This window comes from Pseudomonas sp. Marseille-Q0931 (assembly GCF_940789645.1).
In the GTDB taxonomy this organism is placed as follows: Bacteria; Pseudomonadota; Gammaproteobacteria; order Pseudomonadales; family Pseudomonadaceae; genus Aquipseudomonas.
In genome coordinates, this window is sequence record NZ_CALNWT010000022.1 from 19,275 (window position 1) to 37,994 (window position 18,720).

The following is an 18,720-nucleotide window of genomic DNA, read 5'->3' on the forward strand; positions in this document are numbered from 1 at the left end:
AAGTTGATCGCAGTACGGCGTGTCAGGCACGCTCCGAGGCCGTTGCCGCTGTGGGGCGCACACGATTTCGGCACCTAGCGACGTAGGCTCTGTGTCGCCGCCAACCCCCGTGCAGACTGCTTTCCGGGCCAAAGAAGTGCCGCCCCCTTTTATCTTGCCCTCCGCTTTTTCCGTGCCTTTGTGCTGTTGAGTTGGGTAATCAGGAGAGGCGGGACGACGACTTCCAAAGCTCCTGGCCGGCAGGCAAGGGCAGAGTTATCTGCAGCCAGGTGGCCCGCGAGTGCGAACATCGAGCGCATGCAGTCGGCATACGGGGCGACAGGGAAACGGCCAGCTCATCGACGCGACTCCAGCCACAGCGGTTGCGCCCGACCGATCACCGTGTTTGCAGACACCGGGCCGAAGTAGCGGCTGTCGAACGACGCCGGGTTGTTGCTGCTGAGCAGGAACAGCTGATCGCCAATCAGGCGTCGACAGGCCTGCCAAGCTGGCAGCACGCGCCCCTGTCGATCCCACCTCATGCGCCTGACAACCACGACGCCATCGATATGCACCCGGCTGCCCTGTACGCACACCTTCTGCGGCGCCATCGCCGCCACGGTCTTCAGCAGCGGCACGTTCGCCGGCAGGTAGCCGCGATGCGCTGCCAGCGACCTCACCTCCGGTGGCAGGCGAACCAACACCAGATCGCCCGGCGCCAACGAGTTGGTCGGCGAAATGCGGTACCAGCCGACGGGCACGCTGTCGGACGCGTTGTAGACCAGCCGTGGTGGCGACGTCGCAATTGCTGCCGAACCCAGGGCCAACAAGCTGCAGGCTAGCAGCGCCAGTGGCCACCGCACGCCGCGAGTACCCAAGGTCACGACGTCGCCTCCGGAAACTGCCGCTCCAGCACTTCGCGCAGCATCTCCGACATCGTCACGCCGCGGTCAAAGGCCGCCAGCTTGATCCGCGTGCGCAGTGATGGCGTCACGTCCAGCGTTAGTCGGGCGCTATAGCGCTCGACCTTGCCGTTATCGATTCCAGCGCCTTTGCGTATCCAGGCTTCGGCCTGCGGATCAGACAGTGGACGTGCACCGATACCGATGCGCTTGCCGCTCATGGCGACCACCTCAGCAGCTCGTCGACCAGGCTGCTGACCTCCCGCGCGGCGGCGCTGTCCGGCGCCAGTTCGCGGGCCAGGCGACCAGCAGCCACGCTTTCGGCGAAGACGATGCGCTGGCGTACCTCGGCCTGCATCGCCGGTAGCGGTTGGTCGGCCAAGGCGCCGCGCGCTTCGCGGCCGATCACCGTGGTGCTGACGCGGCGGTTGATGGCAAATGCCGCGCGCAGCGTTGGCCTGAACACCTGCGCTTCGCGGATCAGGTTGACCATCTCCGCGCTGGCCCACAGGTCGTAGGGGCTGGGCTGCACCGGGATCAACACGCGATCTGCCGCCAGCAACGCCGAGCGGGCGAGGGCGGCGATGCGCGGTGGTCCGTCGATGATGATGTGATCGGCGCGACGAGCGAGCTCTGGGGCTTCCTGGTGCAGCGTCTCGCGCGCCAGACCCACGGCGCTGAACAGCCTAGGCAAGCCCTGCTGGCTGCGCCGTTGTGTCCAATCCAACGCCGACCCTTGCGGATCGGCATCGAGCAGGATGACGTTCTTTCCACGCAGGGCCAGTTCACCGGCGATATGGGTGGCGAGGGTGGTCTTGCCCACCCCTCCTTTCTGGTTGAGCAGGGCGACGATCATGGCCGGTTCCCCCCGGCAAGACCGCCCTGATCAGCATCTGTCCACACAGCGGCGCTGCCCCAATAACAAGTTAGAGCTTTTAAGTTAGTTAAGTTAAGGGGAGCTGAAAGCCACGCCAGTCGTGGCCTGTAGCGGAGTTCGTGCGCCTGATAGCACGATGGGGATGCGCCTGATAGCACGAGCCCAGTTGCGCCTGATAGCACGACTGCATTCACAGCTTTTCCGCAAGTTATCCCCGTGCCGTTTACGGCACGCGCCGGAAGGCCAGCAGCTCGGTCGATGGGGGCAGGTGAACAACCTCCAGGCGATACCCTGGAAGTGGCTGCCGGGCGGCCAGCGCACGCACATCCAAAGCAAAGTCCGAATAGCGCGCAGAGCTGCCTGATTTGCGGTACAGGTGGCGAAAGTCGAACTGCCAGCCGTCCTTCTGCCTGCCGCCGTGCTTGCGTACCAAGCGGTACAGCCAGCGCTCGATGCCGCCGGTGAGTCGGAAGTAGGCCGGGTCGATGGTCAGCACCAGCGCCTGATCCAGTACCCCGCTGTAGAACCAGTCCGGCAGGATCAGCTCGATACCCATTGGCCGGCCATCCGACGCAGCCAGCTCCTTCCACTCGTTGATCCAGGAGAAACGGTGCAAGCGTCGGCCAGTGGTCTCTCGGATCGAGGTGGCCACGCTGGTCGACTGCAGCCGATCCATCGCCGCCTTCAGGCGCTGGTAGTCGCGCAGCGAGGTGCCGCGGCCGATGAAGCGCAGGATCTGGTAGGGCGTCGCACGCATCAGTCGAGAAGTGGGGATACCCGCATCGCGCGCCTCGACAAGCTGGCTGGCCGCCCAGATCAGGATGTCGGCATCCCAGATCGTGGCGATGCCATGTTCCAGCGTGCCTTCCACGCGTACTCTGACCTCGCCGGAGCGAAAGTCGATGGGCACGGTGCGCCGCGACTTGGCCAGCGAGAAGAACGAATGCGCCATCAGATCCTGGGCATCGCGTGGCGCCATATCCCCCGGAAGGGCGCGGAACAGATCCAGTTGCTCGCTCTGCGAAGTCAAATCGAGATGCCGACAATTCATAGGCGAAGGTTTCACTGATCATCACGCTGTGCTCCCGGGTGGCGGTCGATGTACTCGGGATCGAAGGTGGTCTCGAAGCTGCGCTCACCGGCCCAGGACTCGAGATCGGCGAGCGCGTACATCACCCGCCGGCCAAACTTGTGAAAGCGCGGCCCGCCGCCTATCACCCGCTGCTTTTCCAGCGTGCGCGGAGACAGCCGCAGGAAGGCCGCTGCTTCGTTGTTGGTGAGGTAGCGAGTGGCAGGGCAGGTCTGTGGTGCTTGGGCCTCGTCAGCGCCCTCCACAGGCCGCATGGCATGCGCCGTTGGCCCGGCCTTGCGATGCAGCGGGGCATCGAGATCGATGCGACGCGAGTGATGGGAAAGATTGGTTGAGTGCGACATGGTGTGTCCTCCGTTGACGTGGGAGGTGCACCGTGCGGCAGCAATCGCATTCGATCATGCCGGGTTGGGTCTGGGCGAATACGCAGGCAGGAGGGGAGAGGATTGATACCGGGATGGTCTGGACGCTGACCGTATACGCCCATCTACGCGGGTCACCGGCCATGGTGCTCAAGCACGCTAAGCTCCGCACGCGTAGCCCCACGGATATACGGATCTGCGGCTTTCCACAAAACCGGAAAACCGCAACGGCGGATTTCTGTAAATCCGTAAAAACTTAAATCCGCTTCCCCACCAATCCGTAAATCCTTGGATGCGGATCGACGGATTTGGGCAAAACCGTAAGACCGTAACGGTCTCAATCAACTGGCAGCACAACGTGGTTGTTCCAGGCTGCTCGCCGGGGGGCGCACCCGTGCAACAGCCTTCCGGGTGGGGCGCGCGGGTGGCCGGCAGGACAGGGGCGCAAAAAACAAGGCACCGGGTCGCCCCGGTGCCTTCCGCTGGGTTAGCGATTCCAGAACACGTGCACCTGCTCGAAGCCGGTCTCCAAAGTGAATACGTCGCCGCTGTATTCCATATCGCGCGCCATGGCGCGGTAGTCGATGTACATGGCCAGGTGCTGCGGAATGCTGCTGGTTTCCTCAGTCAGCTCCTGGGCGTAGTCAGCCAGCGAGCTGTAGCAGCCGCAATAGTCCTCCTCGGCCGCCTTGCGCGCCTGCTCCAGGTCGTTGAAGTGAGCGAGCAGGGCGCCGCCGAACTCGGGGTACTCCTCGATGAAGCAGGCAATCTCGTGGGCGTTCTCGAGGCCCTCATACTCACCGAGGCGGTAACCGTCGAAGCCCTCGAAATCGTGGATGGCAAACTCTTCCGCACCCTCGACCGGTGAGGCCGCCAGCATGGCACTGACCTGCGCTTGGATATCGTCCAGCTCCAGGGTGGCATCGATCCAGACGCCATGCAGGTGACCGGCGTTGTAGGCGGCCAGGTCGGCAACGTAGATCCTGATGTGTTTGCTCATGGCTTTCGCTCCTTCGTCTTCAGGGTTCTGCGCTTGCGCTGCGCATGAACCCCTGCCGACTAGGGCGACTAAGGCGGTCGTGAAAAAATCAGGAAAAATCGCGGAGGCTCCACCCAGCGCAGCGGCCGGGTGGAAACCGTCTATTTTTCTTGAGTTTGAGGGGGCAAGAACCCCTGCTTTTGCACTAGGGAGAACGTCACCGCCTGTGGTGATAGCAACGAATTTCATCAGTTAGCAACTGGCCGGAACCGACCCAAAGCAGCCTGTTGTGTTAGGCAGCTTCCAGCGCGTCATCGACTTCGATTCTCCAGTATCTGATGGTGCTTTCAAGTTTCGTGCGACCGATTAAAACCTTAACCCTCTGTCCGGGATGCTTGACCACTACAAACACCAGACTCTAGCGAGATGCGTGAGGACCTGTTTGCCGCCTTTTCCAAAGCATCTTAGCCGCTGTGGGATTGATTGGATGTCCACTAAAGGTGGGAAGGGCGTTATGCAGCAATTTTTTTTCGATATCTTCTTTATGGATATTTCCACTGATTAATTTACGGTCAAGTTTGAATCCTTCAACTAAGGAGTCCAAGTCCGCCTCGGATATTAGGCTGCAAGGATCAATAGCTTTCATATAAAGGCATGAGCCGTTCTTGCTAAACGACATCAGTATCTTACCGTCTGGGCGCGCCTTGATCAAAACGTCATGCCCAGGTAAATGTTGGGTTAAATAGCGAATGGTATGGTCCATGGCGATTGAACTCCGTTGCGTTTGTGCGAAACCCGCAAGCAGGATTTATGCCATCCTCAAAAAATGATAATTTATTGAATGAGGCCAGTTTCCTGGTTTGCAAGCAAAGGGGGGGCGTGCAAAACGCATTGGCAGTCAAAAAGCTATCATGCGGACTGCAATGTCTAGGCTGTTCAGAACGTTGCCGGTGGATAGGGCATCCAGCTAAGAAGACCACTACAAGCTGATTCGGAGGCGTAGAAGCTCATTCGCAATGATGTTCCGATACCTTATTTTTTACGCCCATCCCAACATCCTAAGCCAGTCCACTGCATGGCGGAATGCGCGTCCGATGCCGTTTTCATTCGGTCCTGATGCTCAAGCAGTCCAGCTACTGCAGCCTGAAGCATGGCCTGACAGCTAGTTGCGGGGCGGTTTGAGCATGAGATCGCTTCCGTTTTGGTCACTACATACGGAAGTTCGGTAGGGGACTTGCTGCATAGTCAGCGATCATGTACGAAGACGGAGGAAGCTCGGACCACTGAGCGTGAGCTGCAAGTAAAACGTGCATCGCGTCAAGTCCGCTCAGAATAACTGGAGACTGCTCCAGCAAATTAACCGCAGAGACTGTTTGATTCCAGGCAGGTTTGAAGCCATCTAAGCCAGCCCAGCTGAGCCAATTGCATGACGACCAGCAACGCTGTACCGAAGCTGCAATCGACATCATTCCCCTGGCCTGCCAGTCGGTGCAGTATTACCGTAGGGCTGCTGTAGGGGGATGCAGGGCTCAATGCAATTGCAAAATGCGCGGTGGATAATTAATCCAGCAGGGAGAGCTACAAGCTTGACTGGCTTGAATCTGCGGTCCGCGTTCTGCCGAGTTAATTCAAAGGCCTGGCTTCCGCTGGCCGCAGCATCCGATTACATGGTAGTTTTCTTTCTGCGTATAAGTTGTAAGTCAACCAGTTCTATGCCGCATTTCTCCAGCCATCGCTCTGTAGATAGATTTCCTAGAAGATGTGGAGGGTTCTGATCGTAAGCTTTCATGATGGCGTGCCACGCGACCGCTTTCAGTTTGGGAATAGAAGCCGTGTTGATAACGACCCATCCTTCGGAACCATCAACCTTTCTGTAGATAACAAGCCACTCTTTCATCCGACAATCCTGTCAAATGCTCTGAACCAGAATATTCGGCTTCGCCGCCGATGCCAATGGACCATGCCCTTCAAAAAATGCCTGAATAGGTCAGCCCTGCTAGGGTCAAAACCACGTTCAGTGTTCACCTATGGTCCATACCGCCCCGCTTCCAGCGGGGGCTTGCTGTAACATGCTGATGCTTTCGGCGAACAGCCGAAGCACTAGCTACTGTTGTCAGTCATCTGTACCGCTTGGCGTGCTCGAGGAACCAATGTTCGACAATAACAATTCTAACGATTCAGCGGATGCAGGCGATCGCTACCGTCTGCTCATTGACTCCATTACCGACTACGCCATTTATATGCTCAGCCCGGATGGGCTTGTTTCAAGCTGGAACCCAGGTGCGAAGCGGTTTAAAGGTTACGATGAGGCCGAGGTTCTAGGTAAGCATTTCTCAGTTTTCTACCAACCCGCGGACGTCAAGGCAGGCTTACCGCAGAAAGCCCTTCAGACCGCCGCCCAAGAGGGTAGATTTGAAGGTGAAGGGTGGAGACTAAAAAAGGACGGCAGTCGATTCTGGTGTCACGTCGTCATCGATCCGATCTTGTCTTCCAACGGTAGCATCCTTGGCTTCGCAAAAATCACACGAGACTTGACCGAAAGGAAACGCGCCGAAACCGAGTTTCTGGAACGTGAACGGCAGTTTCGATTGCTAGTGCAGAGCGTTACCGACTACGCCATCTACATGCTCGACGCATCCGGCGTGATCACGAACTGGAACAGCGGCGCAGAGCGCATAAAAGGTTATACACCTGACGAAGTGATTGGCAAACACTACTCCTTGTTTTTCACGGAGGCGGACCGGGAAAGAGGCGAGCCTGAACGTGGGCTTGCCACCGCTGCGCGAGAAGGGCGTTTTGAAACCCAGGCGTGGCGGGTCCGCAAGGACGGCAGATTGATCTGGGCTAACGTCGTAGTCGATCCAGTTCGGGACGTCGACGGATCCGTCATTGGGTTCGCCAAGGTCACTCGCGATATTACAGAGAGCCGCGAGACGCAGATCGCATTGGAGCAAGCTCGCGAGGCGCTTTTTCAGTCCCAGAAGATGGAGGCGCTGGGTCAACTGACGGGCGGAGTGGCTCACGACTTCAACAATCTTCTAATGGTAATACATGGGGCCTTGCAGCTTGTTCTTAAGCGAGTAAGCGATCCCAAATCAAGCTCGCTTCTGGAGAATGCACTTCAAGCAGCGCAGCGCGGAGCGACGCTGACCCATCGAATGCTGGCCTTCGCGCGTCGACAGGAGCTGAGAGTAGAGCCGGTCGATTTACCCGATTTAGTCAGAAGCATGGCTGGACTCCTCCAACGCTCTTTGGGAGCCAGGATCAGCATCGAAACTCAATTTCCTCTTTTTCTGACGTCCGTAATGGCCGACCCGAATCAATTGGAAATGGCGGTGCTGAACCTGGCTGTCAATGCACGGGATGCTATGCCCTCCGGCGGCCTAATAACGATTGCAGCAGTGGAGCGAGAGGTTTGCGGAGCAGGAGAAGATCTGAAGCCTGGCCGGTACGTCTGCCTTTCGATCACCGATACTGGTAGCGGAATGGATAGCTCAACGCTTCAGCGCGCCAAGGAGCCATTCTTCACCACCAAAGGGGCTGGTAAAGGCACCGGCCTGGGACTTTCCATGGTTCATGGCCTTGCGGAGCAATCGGGCGGCCGTCTTCATCTCAAAAGTAAGCGCGGCCATGGAACTACCGCCGAGCTTTGGCTGCCAGCGGTGGACGCTCCTGTCGCAAACGATCCGGAAGTCGACGCTCCTCCCTTACGAGGCGTTGAACTGAAAAATCACTCTGTCTTGGTGGTCGACGACGATCCGTTAGTATTGCTCAGCACCACCGCGATGCTCGAAGATCTTGGTGCGAGCGTTTCGCAAGCAAACTCCGCGGAGGAGGCAGTCGCTAAGTTGGAAACAATGGTCGTAGACTTGGTTATTACCGATCAGGTGATGCCGGGTATGACTGGAGCCCAGTTGGCTGAACAGCTTAGCTCTTCACATCCTAGGTTGCCTGTTGTGCTTGCCTCAGGATTCGCAGATAGAGCTGCTGAAGAGCTAGCGTTCAAGCTGCCCAGGCTTCATAAACCTTTTGATCAGGAAACACTAGCGCGGGTCTCGCTACAAGCATTGTCGGCCTTCACAGCTTGATGTCTATGACACTTTTTGCAACGCGAGGTACTTTCGAGCAAGTCGAACTGATAATCTAGTGGCGAAGCGTTGGTGGCGCATATTGTCGTTATTACTTGAGGCCTTTTTCGCCAGGTATCGCAAGTTCGCAATATCGCCCTTTAAAATACAGTAAAGGCCGTGCAGCAATATTTTCCTGAACGTGCAATGCTTTCACTTCACCAATCACGATCAGATGATCGCCGGCAACATGCTCGGCGTGAATCTCGCAATCCAGCCAGTGCAGGCTGTCGCCAATGATTGGATTGCCCAGTGGTGATTCGCACCACTCAACACCGTTCCACTTGTCAGCCCCTTGTCGAGCGAAGGTGTTGGATATTTCGGCCTGTTCGCCTGACAGGATGTTGACTGCGAATCGACCTGCCTGGCGGATTTTGGGATAGCTGTACGACTTGGCCATTACGCTGAATGACACCAGCGGCGGGCTCATTGACACGCTGTAGAACGACTGGCAAGTGAAGCCAAGCGGCTCATCGTCGATGAGCGATGTAATGACCGTGATACCGGATGCGTAGTGTCCGAGCGCTTCGCGAAAGCGCAATGGCTCGATAGCATTGCAAGGGAGTGACATAGTAAAGCCTGAATATTAGGTACTACTCGAACGTGCTGGAGAGAACCTGAGGTAGGTTGCTATTTTCAAGCATTACTGCCTTGAATATGGCCAGTCGATCAGTTACGACAGGCCATATTTCACCCAGCATATCCAGTGTTAGCTCAGTACTTAGGCAGAGAGCTCTCGGCGGACAATCTCCGCGCCGGCACTCAGCGCATTCAGCTTGCCTCTGGCGACTCGGCGAGACAACGGAGCCATACCACAGTTGGTGCAAGGGCAAAGTTTGTCGGCGTCTACAAACTGAAGCGCTTTGCGCAGCGTGTTGGCCACTTCCTCTGGGGTCTCGATGGTATTAGTTGCCACATCAATGGCACCGACCATCACTTTCTTTCCGCGAATGAGTTCGAGCAACTCCATCGGCACGCGAGAGTTTTGGCACTCCAGCGAGATGATGTCGATGTTCGACTTCTGCAGCTTGGGGAAGATCTCTTCATACTGGCGCCACTCGGACCCGAGCGTCTTCTTCCAGTCAGTATTGGCCTTGATGCCGTAGCCATAGCAAATATGCACGGCCGTCTCGCACTTCAGTCCTTCGATGGCTCGTTCTAACGTAGCAATACCCCAGTCATTGACCTCGTCGAAGAACACATTGAATGCAGGCTCATCGAACTGGATGATGTCAACGCCTGCTGCCTCCAGCTCCTTGGCTTCCTGGTTGAGAATCTTGGCGAACTCCCAGGCTAGCTTTTCACGGCTTTTGTAATGGCCGTCGTAAAGCGTGTCGATCATGGTCATAGGACCAGGCAAGGCCCACTTGATAGGCTGATTGGTTTGCTGACGCAGAAACTTGGCATCTTCAACAAAAACAGGTTTTGAGCGACTGACTTCTCCTACAACCGAAGGCACACTCGCGTCATAGCGATCACGGATTCTGACGGTCTCACGCTTCTCGAAGTCGACGCCGTCGAGGTGCTCAATAAACGTGGTGACGAAGTGTTGGCGCGATTGTTCGCCATCGCTGACGATATCGATACCTGCTTGCTGTTGCTCCTGCAGCGACAAGCGCAGAGCATCCTGCTTACCTTCAATCAGCTCTTCATTTTGCAGTTTCCAAGGTGACCAAAGCTTCTCGGGCTCTGCAAGCCAGGAAGGTTTGGGCAAGCTGCCGGCTGTCGACGTAGGCAATAACTTCTTCATTATAGATAACCTTATATTCTGGTTAATCAGAGGCCGCAACTAGCAGACCATTTTTCAAGAACGGATTGGTATGGTTTGATGAAATGTTCTTCAGTAAAGCGGCCCTGCTCGATGGCCAGACGGCTACGTTCTTCGCGATCGTAAACGACACGAGTTAACGAGTGGTCCTGGTTCTTCAGGTTCGGCTGATAACGTTGGCCTGCCGGAGCATTGGCGTTATAAATTTCTGGGCGGTAAATCTTCTGGAACGTTTCCATCGTACTGATGGTGCTGATCAACTCAAGAGCAGTGTAGTCATTGAGCAAATCACCAAAGAAATAGAACGCTAATGGCGCAGCACTGCCAGAAGGCATGAAGTAACGAACCTGCAAGCCCATCTTCTTGAAATAGCTTTCCGTCAAGGATGACTCATTGGGTTGGTATTCAAACCCAAGTACAGGGTGCTGATTCTCAGTGCGACGGTAGACCTTATTATCCGAGACGCTAAGGCAGATAACAGGTGGCTTACTGAAGTTCTGCTTGTAAGCTTCGGAATTCACAAAATGCTTGAAGAGCTTTCCATGTAAGTCACCGAAGCCTTCTGGAATACCAAATCCTTGTTGTCCTTTGTTGTGTTCCAACAACAGCACGCTAAAGTCGTAATCCCTGACGTAGGAGGAGAAGTTATTGCCTACAACACCTTCAATGCGCTTATTTGTTTTTTTATCAAAAACGCTGGTTTTCAATACTTCAATTACAGGGAAGGTATTTTCATTCCCCGCGGAGCCAACATTCATCTCGACGGAGATAATTTCCAGCTCGACGGAATAACGATCACCCTGAGGATTGTCCCATTGCGCCAAGGCATTGAAACGATTGTCAATCATCCTGAGCGCGTTGCGCAGGTTCTCTTGACGATGCTGCCCGCGGGCCAAGTTGGCAAAGTTTGTAGTGAGACGGGTACTGTCTGATGGCTGGTAGTTCTCATCAAAACGAATACTCTTGACGGCAAATGTAAATTCTTGATTCATCTCGACCCGACCTAATATTCAAGACAGCCCTGAGTTCGTTTCTGGCGCTTCAGGGATTTTCCAATGGGTAGTTTTCTGTGCTGCTGGCAGCAAGGAGTACTGCATTCTATGTAGTGCACTGATTGAACAGAACTGATCTTATTTCACCTGATCATTAGCTCTGCTCACGATCACGGCAGCCCAGTTCCAAGGGGCTCACTCGTGTACTGAGGTGCGCTAGCTGGCGCTATGGTTGCTTTTTGCTCTGCTTGAAGACATCAAGGCGAATCAGCGAATCGTTTTCCCGCTGATAGACGTAGGTATGCCATACGCCACAACGCACCCATAGCGTCGGGCGACGCTAAACGGAGTTTTTCAGACGTTCAGGATAATTTCGGAAGCCACCTTACCAGCCATGTTCTATGGTTTGCCCTGGCGGGTGGCTATCAATTGTCATGGGCTTCGTCATCACCGTAGTACTGCACGCCGATCCGAATGATGTCGCGGCCTGTAGCCTTGCGGTGGTGGTTGGTGTCGCGCAGCGAATAGATGCAACCGCAGTATTCCTGCTGGTAGAAGCGCTCACGCTTGCTGATCTCGATCATCCGCGCCGCACCGCCACCCTTGCGCCAGTTGTAATCCCAGTAGCTGATTCCAGGGTACTTGGCCACTGAGCGCTGGCCGCAGTCATTGATCTGCTGCATGTTCTTCCAGCGCGAGATACCCAGCGAACTGGAAATCACCGAAAAGCCGTTCTCGTAGGCGTACAACGCAGTACGCTCGAAGCGCATATCGAAGCACATGGTGCAGCGGATACCGCGCTCCGGCTCGTGCTCCATGCCCTTGGCGCGAGCGAACCAGTTGTCGGTGTCATAGTCGGCGTCTATGAACGGCACACCGTTCTGCTCGGCAAAGCGAATGTTCTCGTCCTTGCGCAGCAGGAGTGCAGCAGCAGTTTGTCGGCGCCACCCGGTAGGCTCAGCTTAGGGCGCTGATTTAGCATCGAAGCTCTCCAAAAAATAGGGCGAAGCCGAGCCCGGAGAGCTGCTTCGTCAGCGTTACGATCGGTATAGAGAAATTTTCAACGCCACCAGCTCGCGAGGCAAACTGATTTCCTGCGAGATGAATAGAAATTTTTCTCATGATCGTGTCTCAAGAACAGCGTACGTTCCACGTTTTGCGCAAACCTCGCAGGCACCACGCCGGGCGCGTTGCGCCAGTGCGGGACTCGGATTAACGCAGCGGGCGATTTAGGCGGGCGAAGGCGTAAACGTGGTATGGGGACTAGCGCCCAAGTGTCGCCACATGTCTCTTTCACAAAGCTTCTCTGCGCATACAGGCATGCTAGACAGTGACCGCCTCATTCAGAATGCCGCGTCTTGGCGTCCGAAGTCAGTCCATTGCAAGACGGATATCCCCAATAATGAGCCTGCTGAAAAAGGCACTACACGAACATCGTTTCGTGTGTGTCGTCGAATTCGTTCCTAAGCCTGCTGTAGAGCACTTCGCCGCATTCGAGAAGTTGATGCGTCATGAAACCTTGTGCGACTGGCCAATGGTCGCTGCTATTGCCGATCGGGTTGGCGGCGCGTCGGATATCACGCCGCTAGATGCGGCTGGCAAACTCGATAAGCCAGTTCCCACGCTGATCCACTTTTCGGGCAAGGACAGGGAGCGCGAGGCGCTCCTGGCAGATTTGGCCAGAATGGACGCCATGGGCCTGGATCAGTTCCTGCTGCTCAGCGGTGATCGGCTGCCTGGCCACGATCCTGGGCAAGAGCCAATACGCTATCTGGAGTCGGTTTCCGCCTTGCAGATCGTTCGCCAAGCCAGGCCCAACTGGTTATTGGGAGCGGCCCTCAACCCGTTTAAGTATTGCGAGGAAGAGGGCGGTGCGCAGTACTTCAAGGCCGAGAAAAAGCTCGCCGCCGGGGCAGACTTCCTCACGCTGCAGTTGGGCTTCGATGCGGTGAAGTACCTTGAAGTACGGGAATGGGGGCAACGGCAGAGTCGGGCGGTTCCTGTCATCGCATGCGTCATAGGCCTTACCCGTAATCGGGCGGCCATGCTCGAGCACGTTCCAGGTGTGGTGATTTCGGCGTCCATGCGCGCCATCCTCGCATCCGAAGAGGGTATTTCTAAAGCCTATGCCAAGGCACGCAGCACTGATCGCCTCGCATTGCAGATTATCGGTCTTAAACTGATGGGATACGCCAGGATTCACTTGTCGGGAATCCATAACGTGGAGCAATTGGAGGAACTGGAGCGGGCGATAGAGAAGCAGCAGACACAAGTTCAAACGCTGGAGCGATGGTTCGCGGCCTGGGAAGCGAGCTGGCAGATCGAAGGGTTACCCGTGGTGAACTTCAACCCTGAAGGCGCCAGTTGGCGGATGGGCGAATCCCAAGTCAACGCTTCAGCGAAGGAAAGGCTGCGCTATCACTTGCTGTCGGGCCTTCATTCACTGGTTTTCAACCGCAGTAGCTATGCAAGCCGAGGATTCGGTTGGGCGGTACAGCGACGCATCTGGACTACGCCGAGTGGCGCACGCTTGTTGTGTAAGGTGGAGCGAAGTCTGAAAAGCCCGCTGGTTGGATGTGACACCTGCGGCAGTTGCCGCCTTGAAGACACTCTGTATATATGCCCGGAAACTTGTCCCAAAGGCGTCGCTAATGGCCCTTGTGGCGGCACGCGTCTCAACCGTTGCGAGTTCGGTGATCGAGAGTGCATACACAGCGCTAAGTATCGCATTGCTAAAAGCCTCGGTCAGACCGCTGTACTGACCGAGCGACTGATCCCAAGCGTGGACATCATCTCCAGACACCAGAGTTCATGGCCACGTTGGTTTAATGCTGATGGATCCAGCGCTGCTGCGGGCCTAAGTCCTCAGCAGACTGATTCGAATGAACTTGTGTAGCCGAAATGAAGCGAATTGATGGGGCGGTGATGGCAGGTCACTCGGGTGAGCGTCGGTGGGAAATTTTTACGGCAAGTGCATCGGATCGCGAATGGATCAGTCTCATTGCAGCGAATGAGAATCTACGCACTTGCTCTTGCTGAAGTGGTAGAGTCGCATCCCATGAAACTACGCAAAGACCGATCACTAACTGCTTGGATGCTGTACTTCAGCATCCTGTTCAGTGCGTTCGTCTGCGCGATCAGCCATGGTCAGATGGCCGGCATGCAGCTCAGCGGTCTCGATGGTCAGTACTGCTCGTTCGACGGCAACTTTGGCGCGGGCGCCGACCTCGACGGCTCCGGTATCGTCGCGCCGAACCCGGCCACGGGTTCCAACTGCGCCCTAGCCAGTTTGTTCAGCGCGATCATCCTGGCGGCGTTCTTCGGCCTTCTCGGTTTACTCGCTGTCGAGCGTGTAAGCCCGCTGTTCACGCTGAACATCCCGCGTCTTGCTCGTTATCGCTGGCCTCCTGCTAATCCCCGCGCTTCTCCCTCTCTGCTTCCTGCGCTCTGAAATCGCCCGTTCAACCTGGCTTTGAGGCCAGGGCGTGTGCGGGCTTATCGAACAAAAGCCTGGAAGCCTTACATGTTTCGTATGACCACTCTGGCGCTGCTCGCCTGCAGCACCACCTCCCTTGCCTGGGCGCAAGATGACGCCTTGACGCTGCCTGCCAGCACCGTATCTGCCGTTGCTGCCGAGCCTGACGAGGCTACTGGCATCAACCTGGACAAAACCATCGAGAGCGGCTCGCGCCTCAATCTCCGCGTTCGTGAGAACCCGGCCTCGGTCAGCGTGGCCGACCGCGCGACCATGGAGCGCCTGGGCGTGCGCAACTTCCAGGATGCCGCCAATGCCTTGCCCGGCGTGAATGCGTCGGCACCGCCCGGCTGGGGCGGCTATGTGGCCTATCGCGGCTTCAATGGCGCGCAGATCGGCCAGTTGTTCAATGGCATCAACCTGCAGTACGGCGGTTCGGCACGTCCTGTCGGCGCCTGGATCTACGACCGGGTCGAGCTGCTCGGCGGGCCTTCGTCGTTTCTCAATGGCAGCGGTGCGGTCGGCGGCAGCCTGAACTACATCACCAAGCTGGCCAGCCGTGACCGGGATAGCCTGGAAGGGCGTGTCAGCTACTCGCGCTATGACACCTGGGAAACCGCCATCGGCGTCAATCAGGCGCTCAACCAGGGCGACGGGCCGCGCCATTACGCGCGCCTGGATTACAGCCGCACCCACACCAATGGCTATATCGACCGTCAGGAGAACGGGGCCGGCAACCTGGCCTTCTCCCTGCTCAGCGACATCAACGACCAGCTCTCCCACACCCTGGCCATCGAGTACCTGGAAGAGCAGGAAGACAGCCCGTACTGGGGCTCGCCGGCGTTGCAGCCACTGAGTGGCAAGCTGCGTATCGACAAGCACAACCGCTTCAACAACTACAACGTCGAGGACGGTCGCTACGAGCAACGCACCCGCTGGCTGCGCTCGATCACCGACTACAGCCTTGATGACGCCACCCAGCTGCGCAACACTTTCTACCACTACAAGGGCCAGCGCGATTACCGCAACCTCGAGCGTTATCGCTACAACGCCGCCAATACCGAGGTGACCCGCTCTGCCGCTTACCGTCAGCGTCATGATCAGGAGGTCAATGGCGACCGCTTCGAGCTGACCCATGCCGGCGATCTGTTCGGCCTGGCCAGCGACTGGGCCTTCGGTCTGGAGTACAGCCGCAACCAGCAAACCAACTACCCGCTGTCGATCTCGGCGAACTTCGACACGGTCGACCCCAACGGTTTCAATCCAGGCGAGTTTCTCGACATCCCCGGCATGGACGCCCCGCGTACAAAGGGTCGCAGCACCTGGACCGATACCGCCTCGGCCTTCGTCGAGAACCGTACCCGGCTGACCGAACGTCTGGCGCTGATCACCGCGCTGCGCTACGACCACATCGACTTCGAGGTGCTCGAACATGCAACCCGCGTCGAGCTTGATCGCCGCTGGGATGCCTTCACCGGACGGGTCGGTCTGGTCTATGACCTCACCGATGCCATCAGCCTCTACACCCAATACAGCACCTCGGCCGAACCGCCAGGCGGCACCCTGACCAGCGCCTCGGTCGCCCAGGTCGCCGATTTCGACCTGAGCACCGGCCGCCAGGTCGAGGTGGGCAGCAAGTTCGACTTCCTCGATGGTCGCGGCACGGCGACGGCGGCGGCCTACCGCATCGTGCGCAAGAACATCTCGGTGCCGTCTTCCAGCGTGCCGAACACCACCGAGCAGGCCGGGCAGCAGACCTCCACCGGTGTCGAATTGGCAGCTTCGCTCAAGATCACCCCGCAGTTGCTCGCCGCCGGTAACGTCGCCTGGGTGCGTGCCGAATACGACGAGTTCAACGAAAACGTCGGCGGTGTGGCGGTATCGCGCAAGGGCAAGAACCCGGTGAACATCCCCGAGCGCGTGGCCAACCTCTGGCTGACCTATGACGTCGCACCGGACTGGCAGGTGGGGGCCGATGCGCGTTATGTCTCCTCGGTCTACGCCAATACCGCCAACACCATGTGGGTGCCGTCGTACACGGTCTACGGGCTGTTCCTCAAGCACGACTTGGATGCCCACACCGAACTGAGCGCGCGGTTGCGCAACCTCACCGACGAGACCTACGCCCGCTTCATCCACCAGAGCAACACCCAGTACTACCTGGGTGAGCCACGCAGCTTGGAAGTGGCTGTGCAGTGGCGTTACTGATGGCGCTGAAGCGACAGCTGTACCTCTGGCATCGCTGGCTGGGTATCGGCCTGTGCCTGCTGATGGCGCTGTGGTTCGTCTCCGGGGTGGTGATGCTGTATGTAGGCTACCCCAAGCTGACCAGCAGCGAACGCCTCGGGCATCTGCCGGCGCTGCCCGCGACCTGCTGCGCGGAGGTGCCGGCGCAATGGGCACAGCTGCCGTTGCAGCGGCTGCGCCTGAGCAGCCTGGGCGGCCAGCCGTTCTATCTGCTGGAGCTGGCCGACGGGCGCCGCGTGACCCTCGATGCGCGCAGCGGTGAACCACTGGAGCGGGCCGACGAAGCCTGGGCGCTGGCTGGCGCCCGGCAATATGCCGGTGACGTGCCCCTGCGTTATCGCGGCCAGTTCGAGGAGGATGTCTGGACGCATTCGCGTGCGCTGGATGCCGAGCGTCCTCTGCACCTGGTCGAGTTGGGTGATGCCGAGCGTACCTGGCTCTACCTGTCCGGCAGGACCGGCGAAGTGGTGCGCGACGCCAGTCTGCAGGAGAGGCGCTGGAACTGGCTGGGTGCCTGGCTGCACTGGCTCTATCCGCTGCGCGGTGGCTTTGGTTTCGACAACGGCTGGCGCGTACTGGTGATTGGCCTGTCCCTGCTGGGCACGGCCATGGCCGTGCTGGGCATGGTGGTTGGCGTGATGCGCTGGCGTTTTCGCAAACCCTATCGCAACGGCTCGCGCAGCCCGTATTCGGCAGGCTGGTGGCGTTGGCACCATATTGGTGGCCTGCTGTTCGGTGTCGTTTTGGTGGCGTGGATCTTCAGTGGCTTGATGTCCATGCGGCCCTGGGGCACCACCGACAGCCGTTCGCGCCTCGACGCGGCGCTGATGCAGGGCGGCGAGCTGCGTGCTGCGGATATCTCGCTTTCCGTCAGCCGTGCATTGCAACTGCTGCGTACAGAGCTGGATGTGGTCGAGCTGGAATGGCGTCGCCTGGATGGCCGCACCTATCTGGTGGCGCGCGATGCGAGCGGCGATAGCCGCCTGTTGCTCGGCGAGACCTTGCTGCGTCAGCTCCCCCGTGAGCAACTGCTCGATACGGCCCTCCTCATGGCGCCGGATACGGTGCTGCAAAGCGATTGGCTGGAGCGTTTCGATTCCTACTACTTCGCCCGCGATGCGCAGAGCATGTACGGCTCCCAGAGCCGGCCGCTGCCAGTATTGCGGGTGCGCTTCGATGACCCGGAGCAGACTTGGGTCTACCTCGACCCGGCCAGCGGCGAGATGGTCGCGCGGCATGACCAGCGCCAGCGTATCGGCCGCTGGCTGTTCAACCTGCTGCATAGCTGGGACTGGCCGCCGCTACTGGAGCGCCCGCTGCTGCGCGAAGCCCTGATCATCGCCTTCAGCCTTGGCGGTCTGGTGATCTGCCTCAGCGGCACTGTGCTGGGTTGGCGTCGCTTACGTCGGTCACACTCCTGCAAAACGAAAAGGCATGGCCACTCCTAGCGTCATTGGCAGTATCTTCATCGGCATTTGCCATGGCTCAGGTCAGCCCTGACAGCTCGCTTCGGCGCGCGTCAGGGTCTTTCTGTGGCCAAAGCAATCACCCGCGGTATAGATCTCGGCCTGCTCACCGCAGCGAAGATGCGAGCACATACGCTGGTGGATACGACTCAGGAAACCCACCTCAAAAGCTCGCCTTTCAATAGCGCAGGGCAGCAGATCGCGCTCCGCGATCATTACTGCCCAGAGCCATCCACTGCGGGCGTTATCGAGCCAGGTCTGTGCCAGCTTCACGCCTTGATTGAAAGCGTCCCGGCAGTCGGCAGCCCAGGCTATCTCCATGACTGGATGGCCGAAGTGAGGCGGAAGGTAGGTCATCACACCCTTGCTCATCTGCCACCTCCTTGAACATCAGAGAGGACGCGGCGATAGAGCACGACCATCTCATCGAGCAGATCCAAAGTTGAGTGAGCGGCG

Annotated in this window: 17 protein-coding genes and 2 pseudogenes; 5 read left to right on the plus strand and 14 right to left on the minus strand. The window is 58.0% G+C overall.

Annotated features, from left to right (window positions below):
- Nucleotides 1-335: 335 nt before the first annotated feature.
- The 9 genes and pseudogenes from P3C50_RS23785 to P3C50_RS23825 all read right to left on the minus strand — a co-directional run bounded on the left by P3C50_RS23785 (nt 336) and on the right by P3C50_RS23825 (nt 6,086).
- A complete protein-coding gene (locus P3C50_RS23785) occupies nt 336-863 on the minus strand; it encodes a S26 family signal peptidase (protein WP_275547850.1) in 528 nt (175 codons plus the stop codon).
- Nucleotides 860-1,102, minus strand: coding sequence for a hypothetical protein (locus P3C50_RS23790; protein WP_275547851.1), 243 nt, complete (start codon nt 1,100-1,102; stop codon nt 860-862). The genes P3C50_RS23785 and P3C50_RS23790 overlap by 4 nt, the downstream gene beginning before the upstream one ends.
- Complete coding sequence (gene parA, locus P3C50_RS23795) at nt 1,099-1,737, minus strand: ParA family partition ATPase (RefSeq protein ID WP_037004274.1); 639 nt, start codon at nt 1,735-1,737, stop codon at nt 1,099-1,101. Before parA ends, P3C50_RS23790 begins: the two co-directional genes overlap by 4 nt.
- A gap of 244 nt (nt 1,738-1,981) precedes the next feature.
- On the minus strand, nt 1,982-2,809 hold the full coding sequence (locus tag P3C50_RS23800) for a replication initiator protein A (protein ID WP_275547852.1): 828 nt from the start codon (nt 2,807-2,809) through the stop codon (nt 1,982-1,984).
- 11 nt (nt 2,810-2,820) lie between these two features.
- On the minus strand, nt 2,821-3,192 hold the full coding sequence (locus P3C50_RS23805; RefSeq protein ID WP_343252779.1) for a helix-turn-helix domain-containing protein: 372 nt from the start codon (nt 3,190-3,192) through the stop codon (nt 2,821-2,823).
- Nucleotides 3,193-3,697: 505 nt separating this feature from the next.
- Nucleotides 3,698-4,210: an antirestriction protein ArdA gene (locus P3C50_RS23810; protein WP_275547853.1), complete on the minus strand. Its 513-nt coding sequence runs from the start codon at nt 4,208-4,210 to the stop codon at nt 3,698-3,700.
- 271 nt (nt 4,211-4,481) lie between these two features.
- Nucleotides 4,482-4,574, minus strand: a pseudogene (locus P3C50_RS23815) (integrase); the annotation flags it as partial.
- A gap of 33 nt (nt 4,575-4,607) precedes the next feature.
- Complete coding sequence (locus tag P3C50_RS23820) at nt 4,608-4,952, minus strand: hypothetical protein (protein ID WP_275547854.1); 345 nt, start codon at nt 4,950-4,952, stop codon at nt 4,608-4,610.
- Between the two features lie 900 nt (nt 4,953-5,852).
- Nucleotides 5,853-6,086: a hypothetical protein gene (locus P3C50_RS23825; protein ID WP_275547855.1), complete on the minus strand. Its 234-nt coding sequence runs from the start codon at nt 6,084-6,086 to the stop codon at nt 5,853-5,855.
- Between the two features lie 253 nt (nt 6,087-6,339).
- Here P3C50_RS23825 and P3C50_RS23830 point away from each other — a divergent pair, with 253 nt between their 5' ends.
- Nucleotides 6,340-8,277, plus strand: coding sequence for a hybrid sensor histidine kinase/response regulator (locus P3C50_RS23830; protein WP_275547856.1), 1,938 nt, complete (start codon nt 6,340-6,342; stop codon nt 8,275-8,277).
- Nucleotides 8,278-8,368: 91 nt separating this feature from the next.
- Here the strand turns inward: P3C50_RS23830 and P3C50_RS23835 are convergent, their stop codons facing one another.
- The 4 genes and pseudogenes from P3C50_RS23835 to P3C50_RS23850 form a co-directional block, all read right to left on the minus strand.
- Complete coding sequence (locus P3C50_RS23835; protein ID WP_275547857.1) at nt 8,369-8,887, minus strand: flavin reductase family protein; 519 nt, start codon at nt 8,885-8,887, stop codon at nt 8,369-8,371.
- Between the two features lie 150 nt (nt 8,888-9,037).
- Entirely contained in the window at nt 9,038-10,066 is a 1,029-nt protein-coding gene (locus tag P3C50_RS23840; RefSeq protein WP_275547858.1) for a methionine synthase, read from the minus strand.
- A 26-nt stretch (nt 10,067-10,092) separates the two neighbouring features.
- Nucleotides 10,093-11,076 (minus strand): DUF1852 domain-containing protein, encoded by a 984-nt coding sequence (locus tag P3C50_RS23845; protein ID WP_275547859.1) that lies wholly within the window; start codon nt 11,074-11,076, stop codon nt 10,093-10,095.
- Between the two features lie 425 nt (nt 11,077-11,501).
- Nucleotides 11,502-12,058: pseudogene (locus P3C50_RS23850) on the minus strand (epoxyqueuosine reductase QueH).
- A gap of 420 nt (nt 12,059-12,478) precedes the next feature.
- Here P3C50_RS23850 and P3C50_RS23855 point away from each other — a divergent pair.
- The 4 genes from P3C50_RS23855 to P3C50_RS23870 all read left to right on the plus strand — a co-directional run bounded on the left by P3C50_RS23855 (nt 12,479) and on the right by P3C50_RS23870 (nt 18,246).
- Nucleotides 12,479-13,972, plus strand: coding sequence for a methylenetetrahydrofolate reductase C-terminal domain-containing protein (locus P3C50_RS23855; protein WP_275547861.1), 1,494 nt, complete (start codon nt 12,479-12,481; stop codon nt 13,970-13,972).
- Between the two features lie 162 nt (nt 13,973-14,134).
- A complete protein-coding gene (locus P3C50_RS23860; RefSeq protein WP_275547862.1) occupies nt 14,135-14,527 on the plus strand; it encodes a DUF2946 domain-containing protein in 393 nt (130 codons plus the stop codon).
- Nucleotides 14,528-14,599: 72 nt separating this feature from the next.
- Nucleotides 14,600-16,759 (plus strand): TonB-dependent receptor, encoded by a 2,160-nt coding sequence (locus tag P3C50_RS23865; protein WP_275547863.1) that lies wholly within the window; start codon nt 14,600-14,602, stop codon nt 16,757-16,759.
- A 5-nt stretch (nt 16,760-16,764) separates the two neighbouring features.
- Nucleotides 16,765-18,246, plus strand: coding sequence for a PepSY domain-containing protein (locus tag P3C50_RS23870; RefSeq protein WP_275547873.1), 1,482 nt, complete (start codon nt 16,765-16,767; stop codon nt 18,244-18,246).
- Nucleotides 18,247-18,288: 42 nt separating this feature from the next.
- Here the strand turns inward: P3C50_RS23870 and P3C50_RS23875 are convergent, their stop codons facing one another.
- Complete coding sequence (locus P3C50_RS23875; protein WP_275547864.1) at nt 18,289-18,636, minus strand: LasR-specific antiactivator QslA; 348 nt, start codon at nt 18,634-18,636, stop codon at nt 18,289-18,291.
- Nucleotides 18,637-18,720 lie beyond the last annotated feature (84 nt).

Excerpts from the sequence above, each read along its gene's own strand:
- P3C50_RS23790 (WP_275547851.1), bottom strand. The coding sequence starts at position 1,102 with ATGAGCGGCAAGCGCATCGGTATCGGTGCACGTCCACTGTCTGATCCG.
- parA (WP_037004274.1), bottom strand. The coding sequence starts at position 1,737 with ATGATCGTCGCCCTGCTCAACCAGAAAGGAGGGGTGGGCAAGACCACC.
- P3C50_RS23800 (WP_275547852.1), bottom strand. The coding sequence starts at position 2,809 with ATGAATTGTCGGCATCTCGATTTGACTTCGCAGAGCGAGCAACTGGAT.
- P3C50_RS23805 (WP_343252779.1), bottom strand. The coding sequence starts at position 3,192 with ATGTCGCACTCAACCAATCTTTCCCATCACTCGCGTCGCATCGATCTC.
- P3C50_RS23810 (WP_275547853.1), bottom strand. The coding sequence starts at position 4,210 with ATGAGCAAACACATCAGGATCTACGTTGCCGACCTGGCCGCCTACAAC.
- P3C50_RS23820 (WP_275547854.1), bottom strand. The coding sequence starts at position 4,952 with ATGGACCATACCATTCGCTATTTAACCCAACATTTACCTGGGCATGAC.
- P3C50_RS23825 (WP_275547855.1), bottom strand. The coding sequence starts at position 6,086 with ATGAAAGAGTGGCTTGTTATCTACAGAAAGGTTGATGGTTCCGAAGGA.
- P3C50_RS23830 (WP_275547856.1), top strand. The coding sequence starts at position 6,340 with ATGTTCGACAATAACAATTCTAACGATTCAGCGGATGCAGGCGATCGC.
- P3C50_RS23835 (WP_275547857.1), bottom strand. The coding sequence starts at position 8,887 with ATGTCACTCCCTTGCAATGCTATCGAGCCATTGCGCTTTCGCGAAGCG.
- P3C50_RS23840 (WP_275547858.1), bottom strand. The coding sequence starts at position 10,066 with ATGAAGAAGTTATTGCCTACGTCGACAGCCGGCAGCTTGCCCAAACCT.
- P3C50_RS23845 (WP_275547859.1), bottom strand. The coding sequence starts at position 11,076 with ATGAATCAAGAATTTACATTTGCCGTCAAGAGTATTCGTTTTGATGAG.
- P3C50_RS23855 (WP_275547861.1), top strand. The coding sequence starts at position 12,479 with ATGAGCCTGCTGAAAAAGGCACTACACGAACATCGTTTCGTGTGTGTC.
- P3C50_RS23860 (WP_275547862.1), top strand. The coding sequence starts at position 14,135 with ATGAAACTACGCAAAGACCGATCACTAACTGCTTGGATGCTGTACTTC.
- P3C50_RS23865 (WP_275547863.1), top strand. The coding sequence starts at position 14,600 with ATGTTTCGTATGACCACTCTGGCGCTGCTCGCCTGCAGCACCACCTCC.
- P3C50_RS23875 (WP_275547864.1), bottom strand. The coding sequence starts at position 18,636 with ATGAGCAAGGGTGTGATGACCTACCTTCCGCCTCACTTCGGCCATCCA.